Here is an 18790-nt window from a genome sequence, read left to right on the forward strand (position 1 = left end):
TAGTCCCCTCGGTCGGACTGCCGGTGAACCGGACGTCAACGACCGGCCAACGGGGGTGCTTCCCCCGACTATCCGGTGTTGTCGCCTCCCGCCGGGCGGTGCGAGTCGGCGCCGGCACGGCCGGGTGCCGGGTCGTCGGCGTTGTCCGAGGGGACGGTGTTGTCCGAGGCGACAGTGTTGTCCGAGGCGACGGTGTCGGCCTCGTCCGCAGCCCGCAGCTCCGCGGGTTCCTCGCGGCCCCGACGGGCCCGCCAGACGTAGATCAACGCCACCACCATCACGACCACCGAGACGATGGTGTTGATGCGGAGACCGAACACCAGTGTCGCTTCGTCGGCGCGCATGAGCTCCACCCAGAACCGACCGAAGCAGTACAGCGCCACGTACAGGGCGAAGACCCGGCCGTGGCCGAGCCGGAACCGGCGGTCGACCAATACCAGGACGACCGCCACGAGAACGTTCCACACCAGCTCGTAGAGGAACGTGGGATGGACGGTCGCGAGCACCTGGCCGGTGGATCGCCCGATGGTCTCGGAGTAGCCGTAGGTCTCGTCGTAACGTTGGTAGATCTCCAACGCCCACGGCACATCGGTCTCGCGACCGTAGAGCTCCTGGTTGAAGTAGTTGCCCAGTCGGCCGATGCCCTGCGCCAACACGATGCCGGGCGCCACGGAGTCGCCGAACGCGCCGATGGCACGGATGCCCTGTTGCCGCAGGCCGATGTAGGCACCGAGCGCGCCGAACAGGACGGCGCCCCAGATCCCGAGGCCGCCGTCCCAGATCTTCAGCGCGTCGACGGGGTTCTTCCCCTCACCGAAGTAGCGGTACCAGTCGGTCGCGACGTGATAGACGCGGCCGCCGATCAGTCCGAAGGGAATGGCCCACAACGCGGTGTCGATGACCACGCCGGCCCGACCGCCGCGGGAGACCCAGCGCTTCTCGCCCCACCAGATCGCCACGACGATCCCGAGGATGATCCACAGCGCATAGGCGCGCAGCGGCAGCGGCCCGATCTCCCACACCCCCTGCGGCGGACTGGGGATCATGACGGACGCCCCGGCCGGCGCACGCCCTCGGCGAGCTCGGCGGTGAGTCGGCCCAGTTCCCCGAGTCCCTCCGACGCGGCGGTGATCAACGCGGAACCGACGATCACGCCGTCGGCGTACGAGGCGATCTCCGCGGCCTGGTCGCCGTTGCGGACCCCGAGTCCGACGCCACAGGCCAGACCCGAGAGCTCGCGCACACGGGCCGTGAGCACCTCGGGGGCGTCCGTGACGACGTCACGGGCGCCGGTCACACCCATGACCGCCTGGACATATACGAACCCGCCGGTCTGCGCCAGCGTCATGGCGAGGCGCTCCGGCGTGGACGATGGCGCGACCAGGAATACCCTGTCCACGCCATGCGCATCGGTGGCCGCGATCCACTCGTCCGCCTCGTCCGGGATCAGGTCCGGGGTGATCACTCCGGCTCCACCGGCCTCGGCGAAGTCGGCGGCGAACCGCTCCACGCCGTACTGCAGGATCGGATTCCAGTAGCTCATCACCGCCGGCACGGCGCCGGCCTCGGCGACGGCGCGGACCACCTCGAAGGTGTCGCGAACCCGGAAGCCGGCCTCGAGCGCGGTGTTGGCGGCCGCCTGGATGGTCGGGCCGTCCATCATCGGGTCGGAGTACGGGATACCCACCTCGACGACATCGCACCCATTGGCCACCATCGTGCGCACGGCCTCGATCGATCCCTCGAGTGTCGGATACCCGGCCGGGTAGTACCCGATGAGCGCGGCCCGGTCCTCGGCCCGGCACCGCTCGAACACGTCACTGAGAACGCTCATCCCTCGACTCCCCCGTCCGCGTACGCACCCTCGCCGTCGTCGTCGGTCTGGCGTGAATCAACCCCGGCCTCGGGCGGGGCGCCCCCGTCCAACAAGCCGAACCACCGGGCGGCGGTGTCGACGTCCTTGTCTCCTCGACCCGACACGTTGACCAGGATCAGCCCGACGCCCTCGGCGGCGAGCTGGGCCGCGCCCGCGACCGCGTGCGCGGACTCGATCGCCGGGATGATGCCCTCGGTGCGGCACAGCTGGGCGAAGGCATCCATGGCCTGCGAGTCCGTGACCGGGCGGTACTCGGCCCGGCCGACCTCGGACAGGTGTGAGTGCTCCGGCCCGACACCGGGGTAGTCCAAACCCGCGGAGATGGAATGCGACTCGATGGTCTGGCCGTCCGCGTCCTGCATCAGGTGCGCGTACGAGCCCTGGAAGACGCCCGGGCGGCCGGCGTTGACGGTGGCCGCGGTCCGCCCGGTGTCCACACCGTCCCCGCCGGCCTCGCAGCCCACGAGTCGTACCGAGGCGTCGTCGATGAACGGATGGAACAGGCCGATCGCGTTGGAGCCGCCGCCGACGCACGCGACCGCCGCGTCAGGGAGCCTGCCGGCCTGGTCGAGCATCTGCGCTCGCGCTTCCGTTCCCACGATCCGCTGGAAATCACGGACCATCGCCGGGAACGGGTGGGGCCCGGCTGCCGTGCCGAAGGCGTAGTAGGTGTCATCCGCACGGGACACCCAGTCCCGCATGGCCTCGTTGATGGCGTCCTTGAGCGTGGCCGAGCCGATCTCCACCGCCTCGACCTCCGCGCCCAGCAGCCGCATCCGGGCCACGTTCAGCGCCTGGCGCCGCACGTCGACCGCGCCCATGTAGACCTTGCACTCGAGCCCCAGCAGCGCGCACGCGGTGGCCGTGGCGACACCGTGCTGACCGGCGCCCGTCTCGGCGATCACCCGCGACTTGCCCATCCGCTGGGCCAGCAGCGCCTGCCCGAGAACGTTGTTGATCTTGTGCGAGCCCGTGTGGTTGAGATCCTCACGCTTGAGGAACACGCGGGCGCCCACCTCGGCACCGAACCGCTCCGCCTCGTACAGCGGTGACGGGCGTCCGGAGTAGTGACGCTGCAACCGGTCCAGCTCCCCGAGGTATCCCTCGTCTGCGCGCGCCTTGCCGTAGGCGTCGGTCACCTCGTCGATCACCGCCATGAGCGCCTCGGGGACATAGCGTCCGCCGAACAGCCCCCAGTGGCCCTTCTGATCGGGCTCGTGGTCGGTGGGGGTACGCAGAACGTCCCCCATCGTGGGAAGTGGTGGCAGATCGTAGGAATTCACGGTCCCAGTCTGCCGGAAGCCTGCGCAGAAGGCCTACCGGGGTCCCTGCGGGCAGGAGGGGTGCGCACCCGCCGTGGCCAGCGAGTTGCACGCCGCCCGCGGATCGCCCTGGGTCACCAGGCCCTCGCCCACGAGGACCGCGTCCGCGCCCACACTCGCGTACGCCAGCAGATCCGAGGCGTCGCGAACGCCGGACTCCGCGATCTTCACGACACCCGACGGCAGGCCAGGTGCGATGCGGGAGAACACGTCACGGTCGACCTCGAGGGTCTTGAGGTTGCGGGCGTTGACCCCGATGACCGTGGCACCGGCCTCGAGAGCGCGGTCCGCCTCCTCCTCGGTGTGCACCTCCACCAGTGCGGTCATGCCCAGGGACTCCGTACGGTCGAGCAGCGAGACCAGCGCCTCCTGCTCGAGCGCCGCGACGATGAGCAGGACCAGGTCCGCTCCGTGCGCCCGGGCCTCGTGGATCTGGTACGGACCCACGACGAAGTCCTTACGCAGCACGGGGATGTCCACGGCACGGCGCACGGCGTCGAGATCCGCCAGGCTGCCGTTGAACCGGCGCTCCTCGGTCAGGCAGGAGATGATCCGCGCGCCACCGTCCTCGTACATCCGGGCCAGCACGGCGGGATCCGGGATGTCGGCGAGCTGCCCCTTGGACGGGCTCGCCCGCTTCACTTCGGCGATGACCCCGACACCAGGGTCACGCAGCACCTTGAGCGCGTCGCGCGGTGCGGGGGCGGATTTGGCCGCCTTCTTCACCGACTCCAGGTCGATAACCGCCTCGCGGGCCGCGACGTCCTCGCGGACCCCGTCGAGAATCGAGTCGAGCACGGTGCCCACCGTGACCTCCCTCAGTAGAAATGGGGGAAAAGTGTGATCGAGATCAACAATAGAGGTCCGCGGCGAGGTTCCCGAATCGGGTCCGCCCCGCGGGTCCGTCACACTGTCGGATCGCGCCCGTCATCCAGGTCCTGCCACAGGTCACGGCCGGAGTCGGGATCCGACTCAACAGTCGTAGCGGCGTCCTGTCGACGGGCGGCGGGCGTGACGTACCGATCGTCGCGGCTCACCGCCCGCGCCGGCCGGAGGATGACGACGACGCCGGCGGCCAGGAGCGCGAACGCGCCAGCGCCGGTCGCCGCGGGGCCTGCCGCCCGCGCGGAGATCTCGGTGATCTGCGACCACTCCGGGACCGCTGCCGCCCCCTCGGCACCCGGTCCCGCGTCCGTACGGGCCTGCCCCTCGCTGCTCGTGACGACCGAGTGGGCTCGATCAGTGTCGATGTCGCCCACGCCGGAGAGCACCAGCAACACCGCTGCGAGGCCCAGCAGTGCGATGACCGCGCCGATAACCCGTGCACCGATTCCCCGCACCAGGGCGACGGCGGCGATCGCCGCTACCGCACCGAGCGCCAAGGGCACCAGGGCGGGCTGCCAATCGCTCCCGGTCAGGCTCCGGACGACCTCGCCCGACTGGTCGTTGAAGGCCACCACCTCGAGCCAGGTGGCCCGGGAGGCCAGCCACAACAGAACCGCGGCCACGAGAAGCAGGACGACGGGGACCAGAAGGCGGGCACGCTGCGTCACCGCGACTCCCCCTCGTCGATCCGGTCCGCGGAGCCCGGGTCCGCGGCGTCCCGCAGCGTCTCCGCGGACGCCACGGCGCGCAGGACCGCCATCGCCTTGTTGCGGCACTCCTCGTCCTCGGCGGCCGCCACGGAGTCCGCGACGATCCCCGCGCCCGCCTGGACGTAGGCGGTGCCGTCCTTGATCACCGCCGACCGGATAGCGATCGCCTGATCGGTGTTGCCCGCGAAATCGACGTATCCGACCACTCCCCCGTACACCCCACGGCGGGTGTCCTCGAGATCCTCGATGATCTGCAGTGCACGCGGCTTGGGCGAGCCGGAGAGGGTGCCGGCCGGGAAGCAGGCGGTCACCGCGTCGATGCCCGAACGTCCGTCGGCCAGCCTCCCGGTCACCGTGGACACGAGGTGCATGACGTGGCTGTACCGCTCCACCTGACGGAACTCGGTCACGGTCACCGTGCCCGGCTCGCAGACCCGGCCCAGGTCGTTCCGGCCGAGGTCGACGAGCATGAGGTGCTCGGCATTCTCCTTGGCGTCGTCCACCAGATCCTTGGCGAGCAGGGCGTCGTGCTCGTCGTCGTCGCCCCGGGGCCTCGTTCCCGCGATCGGGTGCGTCGTCGCCATCCGGTCGGTGACCGTCACCAACGCCTCGGGACTCGAGCCGACGATCGTGAACGCCGTGCCACCGAACCCGTCCTCGCCGGAGCCGTCCGGGATGGTCATCAGGAACATGTACGGGCTGGGGTTGGTGGTACGCAGGATCCGGTAGACGTCCCGCGGCGAGGCCGAGGTGTCCACCTCGAACCGCTGGCTGATCACCACCTGGAACGACTCGCCGGCGTGGATCTGCTCGATGATGTTCGCGACGCGGGAGTGGTAGGTCTGCTCATCGGTGCGGCGTCGGACCTCGGGCGTCGCGGCGTCGAACACGCTGACCCCGCCGCTCCCGGGAGCGGCGAGTCGGGCCGTCATCGACTCCACTCTGGCCACCGCGTCCTCGTAGGCCTGCTCGATCCGCTCATCGCTACCGTCCCAGTTGACGGCGTTGGCGATGAGATGGATGCGCCCCTCGTGGTGATCGAACGCGGCCAGGTCCGTGGCCAGCAACTGCACCAGTTCGGGCACCTGCAGGTCGTCTGTCGTGTCCGGCTCGATCCGTTCGAGCCTGCGCACGATGTCGTAACCGAGATAGCCCACCATGCCGGAGGTCAGCGGCGGCAGGCCCTCGATCTGGTCCGTACGCAGCAGTTCGAGAGTGCGGCGCAGCGCCGTCAACGGGTCGCCGCCCGTCGGCGCCCCGGCGGGCACGCTCCCCCACCAGGTCGCCTCACCCGCCTCATCGACCGTCAGCGCAGCGGCCGCACCGCAGCCGATGAACGACCACCGCGACCACGACCTGCCGTGCTCGGCCGACTCGAGCAGGAACGTGCCCGGCCTGTCGTCGGCGAGCTTGGCGTAGGCCGACAGCGGGGTCTCGGAATCGGCGAGGACCGTACGGACGACCGGCACCACACGGTGTCCGGCCGCCAGGGCCCGGAACTGCTCGAGGGTCGTGGTCCGGGTGCTCATCCGAGAACCCTGCCCCCCACGCCGAAGGAGTCGTGAGGCATGTCGGCGACATGGACCCACACCTTGGCAGCGTCCTTGCCCGCTGCCTCGGCGTAGGCCGCGGTCACCGCGTCGATGACACGGGCTTTGTCCGCGGCGGGCATGCCGGCGAGCTGGTTGATCTGGATGAAGGGCACTGGGCTCAGTCCTCCCGGAGAAGTGTGGCGGTGTCGAAGCAGCTGGTGGTGCCGTTGTGGCAGGCCGCACCCGTCTGGTCCACGCGCAGCAGCACGGTGTCGCCGTCGCAGTCGATCTCGACGCTGCGCACGGCCTGGACGTGCCCGGAGGTCTCGCCCTTCACCCACCGCTGCCCGCGGGAGCGCGAGAAGTACACCCCGCGACGGGTCGCGAGGGTCTCGGCGAGGGCGGCGTCGTCCATCCAGGCCATCATGAGCACGCGATTCGACGTCGCGTCCTGGACGACCGCCGCGACAAGGCCGTCTTCCGTGCGGGAGAGTCGCCCGGCGATCGCCGGGTCGAGGACGTGGTCGCTCATCGGACCGTGATCCCCTCGGCCGCCATCGCCTTCTTGACGTCCCCGACGGTCATGTCCCCGAAGTGGAACACGCTGGCCGCGAGCACCGCATCGGCGCCCGCGTGGACGGCGGGCGCGAAGTGCTCCACCGCCCCGGCCCCGCCCGAGGCGATGACGGGGATGCTGACCGCCTCGCGGACCGCGCGCAGCATCGCCAGATCGAAGCCCGCCTTGGTGCCGTCCGCGTCCATCGAGTTGAGCAGGATCTCGCCCACTCCGAGCTCCTGGCCACGCTTCGCCCACTCGACCGCGTCGATGCCGGTCCCCCGGCGCCCGCCGTGGGTGGTGACCTCCCAACCGGACGGGGTGGGCTGCTCACCCTCCGGCACGGTGCGTGCGTCGACCGACAGGACGATGCACTGCGAGCCGAAGCGGCGGCTGAGCTCACCGAGCAGCTCGGGGCGGGCGATGGCGGCGGTGTTGACGCTGACCTTGTCGGCGCCGGCGCGCAGCAGCTGGTTCACGTCGTCCCCGGTCCGGACGCCGCCCCCGACGGTGAGCGGGATGAAGATCTGCTCGGCGGTCCGCCTGACCACGTCGATCATGGTGCCGCGCCCGGACGACGACGCGGTCACGTCGAGAAACGTCAGCTCGTCGGCTCCCTGCTCGCCGTAGGCGGCCGCCAACTCGACCGGGTCGCCGGCGTCTCGCAGGTCCAGGAAGTTGACCCCCTTGACCACACGGCCCGCGTCGACGTCCAGACAGGGGATCACTCGGGTTGCAAGAGTCATGATCGGTTCACCGTCCTCCCTCGAGCCACGGACGAGGGCTCTCGGGTTCCGGGGCCGCCCGTCGACGACCCGCTTCGAAGAAATTGCCCGGCTCGCCGAGCTGCGTGACTGTATCCAGGACCTCGGCATGGGCCCGCGGGGACGCCGCCAGGATCGACTGCGACCGGGTGGACCACTGCTCGCCCGCCAGGTCCGTGACCACACCCCCGGCGGCCCGGATATGCGACGCGCCCGCCGCGTTGTCCCAGGCGTAGTTCCCGAAGCTCACCGCGGCCGACAGCCTGCCCGAGCCCACGAACGCGAGGTCCACCCCGGTGGAACCGAACTTCCGTGTCCGGGCGGCGGCCAGTGTAAGCTGCTCGAAGACCTCGCGGCGGTAGGCCGGAGGGTAGGTGGCCCGGGCCCCGGTGTTGAGGGAGCCCAGACCGAGCGCGACGTCGCGGATCGACACGTCGGGCAGGGCGGGCACGATCTCGTCGTTCTCCCGGAGCGGGCCGCCGGCCACGGACGTGAAACGCAACCCCAGCAGTGGCAGCCACGTCAGGCCCAGAACCGGCTGGCTCTCGTGGACCAGCGAGACCAGGATTCCCGTCGTGGGGATGCCGAGTGAATAGTTGGCGGTGCCGTCGATCGGGTCGACGACCCACAGCGTGCCCGTGTTGATGGGAGGGCCGCCGTACTCCTCCCCGTGGACCTCGAGCCCGGTGCCTTCACGCAGTTCATCGGAGATGCGGCGCTCGAGCTCCAGATCGAACTCGGTGGCGAAGTCGGTGCGACTGCTCTTGGTCTGGACCCCCGGCGCTCCGAGGCCCTCGATGAACCGGGGCGTGGCCTCGTCGAGGACCCGGGTGGCGAGCGCGAGCGCCTCGACCGGGTCGACGGCGAGATCCGTCGGCAGGGTGTTTCCGGGCTGATCTTCCATCTCGGGCCTCCTGCTCGAGGTCATGCTGCGGGTGCCTACCAGGTGGTCGGGGCGCTCAGCGGGTGCTCACCGCGGCGAGTGCCTCAGGCAGCGTGAAGCGGCCGGCGTACAACGCCTTCCCGACGATCGCCCCTTCGACGCCCTGCGGGACGAGCGAGGCGATCGCCTCGAGGTCCGCGACCGAGGACACGCCACCGGAGGCGACGACCGGCGCGTCGGTGGCGGCGCACACCTGCGAGAGCATCTCGAGGTTGGGGCCGCCCAGCATGCCGTCCTTGGAGACGTCCGTCACGACGTAGCGTGCGCACCCGTCACGGTCCAGGCGCTCGAGCACCTCCCAGAGGTTGCCGCCGTCGGAGACCCACCCGCGGCCACGCAGCCGGGGGTCCCCGTCCACGACTCGGACATCCAGCCCCACGGCGATCCGGTCACCGTGGCGGGCGATCGCCGAACGGCACCAGTCGGGGTTCTCCAGGGCGGCCGTGCCCAGGTTCACGCGCGCGCAGCCGGTCGCCAGAGCGGCCTCCAACGACTCGTCGTCGCGGATACCGCCGGACATCTCGACCTTGACGTCGAGCGTGCCCACCACCTCGGCGAGGATTTCCCGGTTACTCCCGCGGCCGAACGCCGCATCGAGGTCGACGAGGTGCACCCACTCGGCTCCATCGCGCTGCCACTGCATCGCGGCATCCAGCGGCGATCCGTAGGAGGTCTCTGTCCCCGCCTCGCCCTGGACGAGGCGGACGGCCTGCCCGTCAGCGACATCGACAGCGGGCAGGAGTTCGAGGTAAGAAGCGTTGCTCACGGGGGTCAGCCTAGTCCGTGCGGGCCGGGGTCACCGTCATCGGCCACCTCGCCCGTGGAGACGTCCCCGTACTCCGCGCGGATCGCGCGGTCGGTGACTCTGCTCGACGCCACACCCATCGCCACGATGGTCAGGACGATCCCGGCGAGCGCCGCCACCGCACGGCCGACCGGGCCTACCGGGAGCACCGCCACCACGACCGCGGTGAGTGCGAGCCCGAGCACGCCCGCGCCCGCCACCCACAGCGCGAGCGCGGCGAAAGACACCGGCGCCGGGGACCTTCCTCCCCTAGCCAATGGCGCGGATCCAGTTCTCGAGAAGCTGCAGTCCGGCATCCCCGGATTTCTCCGGGTGGAACTGGGTGGCGGTCAGTGGTCCGTTCTCCACCGCGGCCACGAACCGGGTCCCGTGCGCCGCCCAGGTGACGTCGGGCGCGCGGAGGTGATCGGACGGCTCCATCACCCAGTCCCTGACCCCGTAGGAGTGGACGAAATAGAAGCGCTCGTCGGCAGGCATGCCGGCGAACAGGACGGAGTGCTCCGCCGCCTCGACCGTGTTCCAGCCCATGTGCGGCAGGACGGGCGCCTCGAGCCTCTCGACGACCCCCGGCCATTCCCCGCAGCCCGCGGCCCCGGCGGACTCCGCGTGCTCACCGTCGGCGAACTCCAGCCCGCGGTCGAACATCACCTGCATACCCACACAGATCCCCAGGACCGGGCGGGAGCCGGCGAGACGCTCGCCGATGATCCGAGGGCCTCTGACGGCCTCCAGACCCTGCATGCACGCGGCGAACGCACCGACACCCGGGACAACCAGCGCCTCTGCCTCGGTGGCCACACGCGGATCGGAGGTGACGTCGACGGTCGCTCCGACACGCTCGAGGGCGCGCCGGGCCGACAGCAGGTTGCCGGATCCGTAGTCCAGAATCGCCACCCGCGTGGCCGTTGAGCTCATCCGTTCACCTTATCGCCGGAATCGGGCAGGGGCAGTTCGCGAGGGGGTCTGGTGCGCCTGGCGTTCACGGCGGCGGGGCCGCCCACGACCAGGACGATCCCGGCGGCCACGGTGAACAGGACCACGTAGCCGAAGCCCGCGAGCCCGCCCATGACGATCGAACCGAGACCGGTCCCCGTGTCGAACGAGATGTTCCACGAGGCCGACGCCGTCCCCAGCCGGGACCGCGGCATCCGTTCGAACGAGCCGACCAGGGCGTCGTTCTGTACCGCGCCGAACCCGAGTCCGAAGACCACGGTGGGCACGAGGAACCACCACGGATTCACCCCGATCGACAGCAGCACGGCGATGCCGGCCATGCCGAGAGCCGCGAAGCCCAGCCCCGGCCAGACCAGGGCGCCCGGGCCCTGCCGGTCCGAGATCAGCCCCGCGAAGGTGCGACCGATGATCACACCGACCCCGAGGAGACCGAGTCCCACACCGGCGACGACCGCCCCGCTGCCATGGACGATCTCGTCGAGCGCGGGAGACAGGAACGAGGCCGCGGCCCCGTAGGGAAGAGAGACCGCGAGCATCACCAGGAACGGCCCGGCCAGAAGCACGAGGACCTGTCTCGAACTCATGGCGGCGAGGTCCGACGGCTCCGGTGGGGTCGGGTAGACCCGCGGCAGGCGGGCCGCGGCAACCAGCCCGACGACCCCGAACGCCGTCGCGCTCCAGGCGACCGCAGGGAGACCGAACCCATCGAGAAGCCACAGTCCCGCCGGGAGGAACAGCGCCTCGGAGATCCCGATCGCCAGGCCGATCAGCGAGGTGGCTCGGCCGAGCATGCCCGGCGGTGCGAGTTCGGCCACCAGGGCCGAGCCGGCGACGGTCATCATGCCGAAACCGGCCCCGCGGACCCCGCTGATCGCGAGAACCGCGAACGGACCGTCGAACACCGCCAACAGCCCGGAGGGCAGACCGAGGAGCGAACTACCGATCGCGAGAACCCAGCGATAGCCGATCGCCGCGGTGATCCTCGGGGTGATCAGCTGGAACAGGACGGTGACCGTCATGAACACGCCGGTCGTCGCGCCGGCGACGACCTCACTGCCGCCACCGCGGACCACCGCGAGCGGCACGACGGGCAGCAGCAGCGAGAACCCACCGAAGGCCAGCAGGACCAGGGCGAAGGCCGCGAGGACCCCGGGGGTCCGGGTCAGTTGCGACAACGCACCCGGTTTGGCGGCACGCGGGGTCACGCCGGCATCACAGTGCACCCTTGGTGGACGGGATGCCGGTGATGCGCGGATCGGGCTCGACGGCCGCGCGCAGCGCGCGGGCCACCGCCTTGTACTCGGCCTCGGTGATGTGGTGCGGATCGCGGCCGTAGTGGACGCGGACGTGCAGTGCGATCCGGGCGTTGTAGGCCAGTGTCTCGAAGACGTGCTTGTTGAGCACGGTGCCGTACGGCGCGCTGTCGTGGCCGATCACGACGTAGCCGATCATCATGTCGGGCTCGCCGGTGTGGACGCAGTAGGGACGCCCCGAGACGTCGACGACGGCCTCGGCGAGCGTCTCGTCCATCGGCAGGGAGCACTGTCCGAACCGACGGATCCCGCGCTTGTCGCCCAGCGCCCGGCCGAGGGCCTGGCCCAGCACGATGGCGGTGTCCTCCACGGTGTGGTGGGCCTCGATGTCGACGTCACCGGTCGCCCGGACGGTCAGATCGAACGCGCCGTGCTGGCCGAAGGCGGTGAGCATGTGGTCGAAGAACGGGACCCCCGTGGAGATGTCCGTCTGTCCGGTCCCGTCGAGGTCGATATCCACGACGATCGACGACTCCCTGGTCGTCCTCTCGACCCGGCCCCGCCGCGTGGTCTGCTCACTCATCGCTTCTCCTCTGTCAGTGGCCCGAGTTCCTCGGCCGCCAGGTTGGCGCTCACCTGCAGCAGCCGGTCGTTCTCTTTCTCGAGCCCGATGGTCGCACGAAGTCGTCCGGGGATGCCCACGTCGCGGATGAGCACGCCGGCGTCGAGATACCGCTGCCACGCGCGCGCGGCGTCGGTGAAGGGGCCGTAGAGCACGAAGTTGGCCTCGCTCGGCAGCACCTCGTACCCCTGTTCCTCGAGGCCTGCGGTCACCCGCTTGCGTTCGTCGGCCAGCAGCGCGACGGAGGCGAGCGTCTCCTCCGCGTGACGTAGCGCGGCACGTGCGGCCGCCTGCGTGACCATCGACAGGTGGTACGGCAGCCGCACCAACAGCACGGCCTCCACGAAGGAGGGGTCCGCGGCGAAGTAGCCGAGCCGCCCGCCGGCGAACGCGAACGCCTTGCTCATCGTCCGCGAGACCACCAGCTTGGCCGGGTATTCGGCCAGCAGAGTGCACGCGCTCGGCGACGGCGAGAACTCGGCGTACGCCTCGTCCACCACCACGATCCCCGGCGCCGCGTCGAGCAGGCGCCGCAGGTCGTCGAGGTCCACGACGTGCCCGGTCGGATTGTTGGGGGTCGTCACGAACAGCACGTCGGGGCGGCACTCCACGAGGGCGGCCTCCGCGGCGTCGATGTCGATCGACAGATCCGCGGCGCGCTCGACCGGGATCCACCGGGTGTTGGTGCCGGCCGCCAGGATCGGGTGCATCGAGTAACTGGGGACGAATCCCATGGCGCTGCGGCCCGGCCCGCCGAACGCCTGGAGCAACTGCTGCAGGATCTCGTTGGAGCCGTTGGCCGCCCACACCATGTCCGCATCAAGCGGCACCCCGGTCTGGCGGGCAAGGTACCCGGCCAGATCGGTGCGCAGCCCCACCGCGTCCCGGTCCGGGTAGCGGTTGAGATCGGCGGCCGCCTCGGAGACGGCGGCGGCGATGTCCGCGACCAGCTCCGCACTCGGCGGGTGCGGGTTCTCGTTGGTGTTGAGCTGTACCGGGACCTCGAGCTGCGGGGCGCCGTAGGCACTGCCACCCCGGAGGTTGTCCCGCAGCGGGAGGGCGTCCAACCCGACGCCCGGGCGGGGCGCGGCGGTCACTGCTCCTCCCCTGCGGTGAGGTCCTCGAACCGCGCGCGGACGGCTTCGCCGTGCGCGGGCAATCGCTCGGCGTCGGCGAGCGCGATCACGGTGGGCGCGATCTCCTTGAGCGCCGCCTGGTCGTAGTCCACGACGTGGATCCCTCGGAGGAAGGTCTGCACGCTCAGTCCCGAAGAGTGACGGGCGGTGCCGGAGGTGGGCAGGACGTGGTTCGAGCCGGCGGCGTAGTCCCCGAGCGGCACCGGCGAGTAGGCGCCGACGAAGATCGCGCCGGCGTTGCGCACCCGGGCGGCGTCGGCCGCGGAGTTGCGCGTCTGGACCTCGAGGTGCTCGGCGGCGTACGCGTCGACCACCTTCACTCCGCTATCGATGCCGTCGACCAGCACGATGGCCGACTGGGGCCCCTCGAGGGCCTCGCGGACGCGGTCGGCGTTGAGGGTGACCTCGTAGCGGGCCTCGATCTCACGGTCGACCGCGTCGGCGAAGGCCTGGGAATCGGTCACCAGGACGCTGGCCGCGTTCGGGTCGTGCTCGGCCTGGCTGATGAGGTCGTACGCCACGTGCACCGGGTCCGCCGACTCGTCGGCGAGCACCGCGATCTCGGTCGGGCCCGCCTCGGAGTCGATCCCCACCACGCTGCGGCACAGCCGCTTGGCCGCGGTCACGTAGACGTTGCCGGGCCCGGTGACGATGTCGACCGGCTCCAACTGCGCCCCCTCGGGGTCCTGCCCGCCGTAGGCCATCAGCGCGACCGCCTGCGCACCGCCGACGGCCCACACCTCGTCGACCCCCAGCAGCGAGCACGCCGCGAGAATCGTGGGGTGCGGCCATCCGTCGAAGTCCGCCTGCGGCGGCGAGGACACGACGAGCGACCCGACGCCTGCGACCTGGGCGGGGACGACGTTCATGATGACGCTGGACGGGTAGACAGCCTTGCCGCCCGGCACGTAGAGCCCCACGCGCTCGACCGGCACCCAGCGCTCGGTCACGAAGCCACCGGGGGCGACCTCGGTGACGGTGTCGGTGCGCTTCTGGGCCGAGTGGACGATGCGCGCGCGACGGATGGCCTCGACGAGCGCGTCACGGATATCCCTGTCCAGTTCCCCGGCCGCGCGGGCGATGACGTCCGCGGGCACCCGCACCGACCGCGGGCGGACGCCGTCGAACTTCTCGCCGTAGTCGAGCGCGGCCGTGGGGCCGTGCTCCCTGACCGCCTCGACCACCGGGCGCACCGTGTCGATCACCGAGTCGACATCGGCGGCGCCGCGCGGGAGTGTGCGACGCAACTCGGCGGTGCCGAGCGTGCGACCGCGCAGGTCGATGCGGGAGAGCATGGGCATGGCCTTTCCTCGGGTTCACCAGGTCACGGGCGGCCCCGGGTCGGTCGAGATCCGGGAGGCCGGCGCGAAGCGCCCACGAGGCACGCGACCACCGCGAAACAGTCTAGTTGCGCTGTCGGCCATCGCGATCCGGCACACCTGAGAGGGTGCCCGGGGACGGTGGTCCCGTCAGACCACGGCTCCGTCGACGAGCCCCACCTGCGCATCGCACCGTGCGGCGTTGCGCGCGTCGTGGGTGACCAGCATCAGGGCCACGTCGAACTCGCGCGCGGTCCCCAGCAGGAGGTCCATGACCGCCTCACCGGATTCTGAATCCAGGGCGCTCGTCGGCTCGTCGGCCAGGAGCAGGGACGGCCGCCCCATCAGCGCGCGGGCGACCGCGACCCGCTGCCGCTGCCCGCCGGACAGCGCTCCGACGGATCGCCCGGCGGCGCCGCCGAGACCCACCACGTCGAGCAGCTCGTCGGCCCGACGCCGTGCGGCACGACGTGTCCGACCCGTCGGCCGGGCACCCAACCAGACCATGGCCTCGAGCTGTTCGCGCGCGGTGAGCGAGTCGATGAGGTTGGCCTGCTGGAACACGATCCCGATCTCGGTGCGTCGCAGCTCGGCGGCGCGGGCGCGGTCGACCATCGCCAGGTCGATGAGCGAGTCGGAGGTCCGGAGCCACACCTGTCCGGAGTCGGGGCGGGTCAGCGTGGCGGCCACCGCGAGCATGCTGGACTTGCCCGATCCCGAGGGGCCGGTCACCGCCAGGCTGCGGCCGCGATCGATCTCCAGGCTCACGTGGTCGACGGCGGTGACGCGTCCCTGTCCGTCCGGGTAGGTCAGGACGACGTCCTCCATCCGGAGGGTGGGGCCGGTGTCACCGGCCCGGTCTGTGGGGGCGGCGGTCGCGGCGTAGGCGGTGGTCATGGCGGTTCTCCTGATGGTGTCGATGGACGAGGAGTGGGTCGGGGAAGGTGAGGTGGGGCGCGACGGGGTGGCATGCGACGACGACAACGACGACGTCTGCAGCCGGCCTGCAGGGACCGGACTCATCGCGCGGCGCCCAGGGCGGAGTTGGGGTCGGCGGTCACGACGGGCCGCAGCGACACGGCGGCTCCGGCCAGGCCGAGGGCCACGAGGATCGCGGCCGGGAGCAGGGTCGTTCGGGCGGACACCACGAACGGCACGGCTCCGCCCACCGCGAGTCCGAAGAGCGCGGCGATCGCGACCCCGCCGCCCACTCCCACGACCAGCACGATCGCGGCCTGTCCGACCGAGTCCCTGACCACCGCGACGGTGGACGCGCCGAGGGCCTTGAGCACGGCCACGTCCCGGCGCCGCTGCATCCCCCACACGGCGAAGAACGCACCGACGACCAGTGCGGTCACGGCCAGCAGCATGTAGGTCATCGTGGTGAGCGAGGTGTTCTCGGCCCGGTGCGAGGGCAGTGCGCCTACGAGCCCGTCGCCGTCGACGAGCGCCAGCCCCGAACTATCGACCACCAGGTCCGGGTCGACCGCGTCCGCGTTCACCGCCACCGCCGTGGCGGGCCCGCCCCTGGGGGCCAGGCCGCGCCAGGTCTCGAGATCGGTCACCACGACCGGGGTGTGTGAATGCCAGAGGTCACCGGCCTGACCGGCCACTGCGAGGTCCGTTCCGTCGGCTCCGATCGAGCGGACGTCCGCGCCCAGCTCGTCGTCGATCCCGTCGGAGACCAGGGCCTGGCCACCTGCGGGCGGAGACACCGATCCCACCGGTGCGGACAGACCCACGGCGACGGCCGAGACGCCCGTCTCCGTCCCGTCGTCCAGGTTGATCCGCGCGATCCCCACGGGCACCGCGGTGGGGTCCGACGCGGTGACGGCGTCGATCTGCTCGTCGGTGAGGGCGGCGCGGTCGAGATCGACGGGCCCGGACTCGTCGGCCGGGAGCACGAACGACGCGCCGCCCGATCCGAGAGACCGGAGCGCGGACACGCTCTGGTTGGCCAGGCCGGCGGTGAGGCCGAGAAGGCCGGCGACGAGGACGGACAGCAGCAGGACGACGCCCGTGATGAGGGCGAAGCGCCACCGGGCAGTTCGCAGGTCACGCAGTGCGAAGAACATCGGGTTTCCTCTCGTGAAGGTCTGTCTCCACCCTCGTCGCGTCCGCGCGGATCCGAATCGGCCGTGGGGTTGGTTCCGCGGGCACGAACGGAGGACGCCCCGCTCCACCTTTCGATGGATGCGCGGGCCTCGCCGAAGCGACTAGCGTCGTCGGCGTGACCTCTGTGCCCGCGCCCGACATGGAGCTCCCGCCCGAATCCGCGGGGGTGCGCGCGGTGTTGGCGCAGCTGCAGGTGGCGTTGCACACGTTGGTGGCCGCGTTGCTGGTCCTCACGCTGGTCAGCGCGCATCGTGACGCAGCCGGCGAGCCCAATCTCCCGGCCGTGGCCGCGGCGATCGGGTTTGCGGCCGCGTACGTGGCCGGGACGGTGTGGGAGCGGCGGCGGCACACCGGCCGTGCCGCCCGGCTCGGATGGTTGGCCGCCGTCCTCGCCTTGTGGGCGGCATTGGTGGTGCAGGTCCCGGAGGCCGCCTACCTGGTTTTCCCGCTGTTCTTCCTCGCGCTGTTCCTGCTCGGTTCCTGGGCCGGGGCGGCGGCGGTCGCGGGCCTGGCCGCGGTCGCGGTGGTCGCACTGGGCGTGCATAACGGCTTCACACCCGCCGGCGTGGTGGGGCCCGTCGTCGGCGCACTCGTCGCCCTGGGGCTGGCCGCCGGGGTCCGGGCGCTGTACCGCGAGTCCCAGGCACGTCGCGAGGTGATCGCCGAACTGGTGGCCGCCCGATCCGAGCTCGCCTCGAGGGAGCGGGAGGTGGGCCGTGAGACCGAGCGGGCCCGTCTGGCGGGCGAGATCCATGACACCGTGGCGCAGGGCCTGGCCAGCATCGGGATGCTGCTGCACGCCGCCGAGCGCGCCGACCCGGGGCATCCCGCGATCGAGCAGATCCGCCTGGCCCGCGAGGTGGCCGGTGAGAACCTCACCGAGACCCGGCGGCTGATCGAGGCACTGCGACCGGCACCGCTGGAGGGGGTCTCGCTCGACGGCGCGCTGCACCGGGTGGCCGGGCGGGTCCGTGCGGAACACCCGCGGGTGGAGGTGTCGGTGACGGGCGAACTGCCCGCGGAGCCGCCGGCCGAACTCGCTGCGGTGTCAGTGCGTGTGGCGCAGGAGGCCCTGACCAATGCGGTCAAGCACGGTACGCCTTCGCGGATCGGGATGACGATCGCCGAATCCGCCGACCACATCGCGCTGACGGTCACGGACGACGGCCGCGGATTCGACCCGGAGGCCCCGCGGGCGGCCGCCTCCTTCGGCCTCGACGGTATGGCGCGTCGCGTGGCCGACCTGGGCGGGACGCTCACCGTCGACTCCGAGGTGGGCCGGGGCACGACGGTGCGAGCGGTGTTGCCGTTGCCGGTGGAGAGGACGAGATGACGACGACGATCCGGATTCTGATCGCCGACGATCACGCGGTGGTACGCACCGGCCTGCGGGCGCTGCTGGCGTCCGACCCGGCGATCGAGGTGCTGGCCGACGTCTCCGAGGCTTCAGCCGCGGTGGAACGTTCGCGGGTCGGGGACGTGGACGTGGTCCTCATGGATCTGCGATTCGCCGGCGATGCCACCGCCGGCGTCCGCGCCACGGCCAGTCTCCGCGAACTGCCCGACCCGCCGCAGGTATTGGTGTTGACCAGCCACGACACCGATGCAGACATCGTGGGCGCGATCGAGGCAGGGGCGTGCGGATACCTGCTCAAGGACGCCGGGCCCGACGAGCTCCTCGGCGCGGTCCACGCCGCGGCGGCCGGGGAGAGTGCGCTCTCCCCCACCGTCGCGGCGACTCTCATGGGCCGGTTACGCAACCCCCGGCCGGCCCTGACCGAGCGCGAGGCGGAGGTCCTGCACGCGGTGGCCGAGGGGTCGACCAACCGGCAGGTGGCGGCCTCTCTACATGTGTCGGAGGCGACCGTGAAGACCCATCTGGTGCATGTTTTCGACAAGCTCGGGGTGACGTCTCGGACGGCCGCGGTGGCCCGGGCCCGCGAACTCGGCCTGCTGTAGGCGGCTCCTAGGCGATCGTAAGCGACAATGCCGACCCCG

Annotated in this window: 21 protein-coding genes; 2 read left to right on the forward strand and 19 right to left on the reverse strand. The window is 71.3% G+C overall.

Translation table 11 applies throughout. From position 1 onward, the window contains the following. Positions 1–68: 68 nt before the first annotated feature. From lgt to ACWGLC_RS12350, 19 genes are all read right to left on the reverse strand, one after another. Positions 69–1046 carry a prolipoprotein diacylglyceryl transferase gene (gene lgt / locus ACWGLC_RS12260; RefSeq protein ID WP_452100162.1) on the reverse strand — a complete coding sequence of 326 codons (978 nt, stop codon included), beginning with the start codon at positions 1044–1046 and terminating at the stop codon, positions 69–71. After that, positions 1043–1834 (reverse strand): tryptophan synthase subunit alpha, encoded by a 792-nt coding sequence (gene trpA, locus ACWGLC_RS12265; protein ID WP_452100163.1) that lies wholly within the window; start codon positions 1832–1834, stop codon positions 1043–1045. Before trpA ends, lgt begins: the two co-directional genes overlap by 4 nt. After that, on the reverse strand, positions 1831–3126 hold the full coding sequence (gene trpB, locus ACWGLC_RS12270) for a tryptophan synthase subunit beta (protein WP_452100204.1): 1296 nt from the start codon (positions 3124–3126) through the stop codon (positions 1831–1833). Before trpB ends, trpA begins: the two co-directional genes overlap by 4 nt. Before the next feature lie 66 nt (positions 3127–3192). Further along, the gene (gene trpC / locus ACWGLC_RS12275) at positions 3193–4005 is read right to left on the reverse strand and encodes an indole-3-glycerol phosphate synthase TrpC (RefSeq protein WP_230931277.1); all 813 of its coding nucleotides are present in this window, start codon (positions 4003–4005) and stop codon (positions 3193–3195) included. 98 nt (positions 4006–4103) lie between these two features. Continuing rightward, positions 4104–4751 (reverse strand): TIGR02234 family membrane protein, encoded by a 648-nt coding sequence (locus ACWGLC_RS12280; protein WP_452100165.1) that lies wholly within the window; start codon positions 4749–4751, stop codon positions 4104–4106. Beyond that, entirely contained in the window at positions 4748–6322 is a 1575-nt protein-coding gene (locus ACWGLC_RS12285) for an anthranilate synthase component I (protein ID WP_452100166.1), read from the reverse strand. The genes ACWGLC_RS12280 and ACWGLC_RS12285 overlap by 4 nt, the downstream gene beginning before the upstream one ends. Then, positions 6319–6498, reverse strand: a complete 180-nt coding sequence (locus tag ACWGLC_RS12290) for a tautomerase family protein (RefSeq protein WP_230931280.1) — start codon at positions 6496–6498, stop codon at positions 6319–6321. Before ACWGLC_RS12290 ends, ACWGLC_RS12285 begins: the two co-directional genes overlap by 4 nt. Before the next feature lie 5 nt (positions 6499–6503). Next, complete coding sequence (hisI, locus tag ACWGLC_RS12295) at positions 6504–6857, reverse strand: phosphoribosyl-AMP cyclohydrolase (RefSeq protein WP_452100167.1); 354 nt, start codon at positions 6855–6857, stop codon at positions 6504–6506. Next, entirely contained in the window at positions 6854–7627 is a 774-nt protein-coding gene (gene hisF, locus ACWGLC_RS12300; RefSeq protein WP_452100168.1) for an imidazole glycerol phosphate synthase subunit HisF, read from the reverse strand. Before hisF ends, hisI begins: the two co-directional genes overlap by 4 nt. Before the next feature lie 7 nt (positions 7628–7634). Next, positions 7635–8549, reverse strand: coding sequence for an inositol monophosphatase family protein (locus ACWGLC_RS12305; protein WP_452100169.1), 915 nt, complete (start codon positions 8547–8549; stop codon positions 7635–7637). Positions 8550–8604: 55 nt separating this feature from the next. Then, positions 8605–9354: a bifunctional 1-(5-phosphoribosyl)-5-((5-phosphoribosylamino)methylideneamino)imidazole-4-carboxamide isomerase/phosphoribosylanthranilate isomerase PriA gene (priA, locus tag ACWGLC_RS12310; RefSeq protein ID WP_452100170.1), complete on the reverse strand. Its 750-nt coding sequence runs from the start codon at positions 9352–9354 to the stop codon at positions 8605–8607. Between the two features lie 5 nt (positions 9355–9359). Further along, positions 9360–9620 carry a hypothetical protein gene (locus tag ACWGLC_RS12315; protein WP_452100171.1) on the reverse strand — a complete coding sequence of 87 codons (261 nt, stop codon included), beginning with the start codon at positions 9618–9620 and terminating at the stop codon, positions 9360–9362. Between the two features lie 22 nt (positions 9621–9642). Next, positions 9643–10308 carry an imidazole glycerol phosphate synthase subunit HisH gene (gene hisH / locus ACWGLC_RS12320; RefSeq protein WP_452100172.1) on the reverse strand — a complete coding sequence of 222 codons (666 nt, stop codon included), beginning with the start codon at positions 10306–10308 and terminating at the stop codon, positions 9643–9645. Beyond that, on the reverse strand, positions 10305–11552 hold the full coding sequence (locus tag ACWGLC_RS12325) for an MFS transporter (RefSeq protein ID WP_452100173.1): 1248 nt from the start codon (positions 11550–11552) through the stop codon (positions 10305–10307). The genes hisH and ACWGLC_RS12325 overlap by 4 nt, the downstream gene beginning before the upstream one ends. A 7-nt stretch (positions 11553–11559) precedes the next feature. Continuing rightward, a complete protein-coding gene (gene hisB, locus ACWGLC_RS12330) occupies positions 11560–12183 on the reverse strand; it encodes an imidazoleglycerol-phosphate dehydratase HisB (RefSeq protein WP_452100174.1) in 624 nt (207 codons plus the stop codon). Further along, entirely contained in the window at positions 12180–13319 is a 1140-nt protein-coding gene (locus ACWGLC_RS12335) for a histidinol-phosphate transaminase (protein ID WP_452100175.1), read from the reverse strand. The genes hisB and ACWGLC_RS12335 overlap by 4 nt, the downstream gene beginning before the upstream one ends. Next, positions 13316–14653, reverse strand: a complete 1338-nt coding sequence (gene hisD, locus ACWGLC_RS12340; RefSeq protein ID WP_452100205.1) for a histidinol dehydrogenase — start codon at positions 14651–14653, stop codon at positions 13316–13318. Before hisD ends, ACWGLC_RS12335 begins: the two co-directional genes overlap by 4 nt. Positions 14654–14827: 174 nt before the next feature. Continuing rightward, positions 14828–15574, reverse strand: coding sequence for an ABC transporter ATP-binding protein (locus ACWGLC_RS12345; protein WP_452100176.1), 747 nt, complete (start codon positions 15572–15574; stop codon positions 14828–14830). Positions 15575–15696: 122 nt separating this feature from the next. Continuing rightward, positions 15697–16752: an FtsX-like permease family protein gene (locus tag ACWGLC_RS12350; RefSeq protein WP_452100177.1), complete on the reverse strand. Its 1056-nt coding sequence runs from the start codon at positions 16750–16752 to the stop codon at positions 15697–15699. A 155-nt stretch (positions 16753–16907) separates the two neighbouring features. Between ACWGLC_RS12350 and ACWGLC_RS12355 the strand changes: the two genes are divergently transcribed. Beyond that, the gene (locus ACWGLC_RS12355) at positions 16908–18125 is read left to right on the forward strand and encodes a sensor histidine kinase (RefSeq protein WP_452100178.1); all 1218 of its coding nucleotides are present in this window, start codon (positions 16908–16910) and stop codon (positions 18123–18125) included. After that, complete coding sequence (locus tag ACWGLC_RS12360) at positions 18122–18751, forward strand: response regulator (protein ID WP_452100179.1); 630 nt, start codon at positions 18122–18124, stop codon at positions 18749–18751. Before ACWGLC_RS12355 ends, ACWGLC_RS12360 begins: the two co-directional genes overlap by 4 nt. Positions 18752–18790: the final 39 nt, after the last annotated feature.

Source organism: Dietzia sp. NPDC055877 (genome assembly GCF_053615975.1).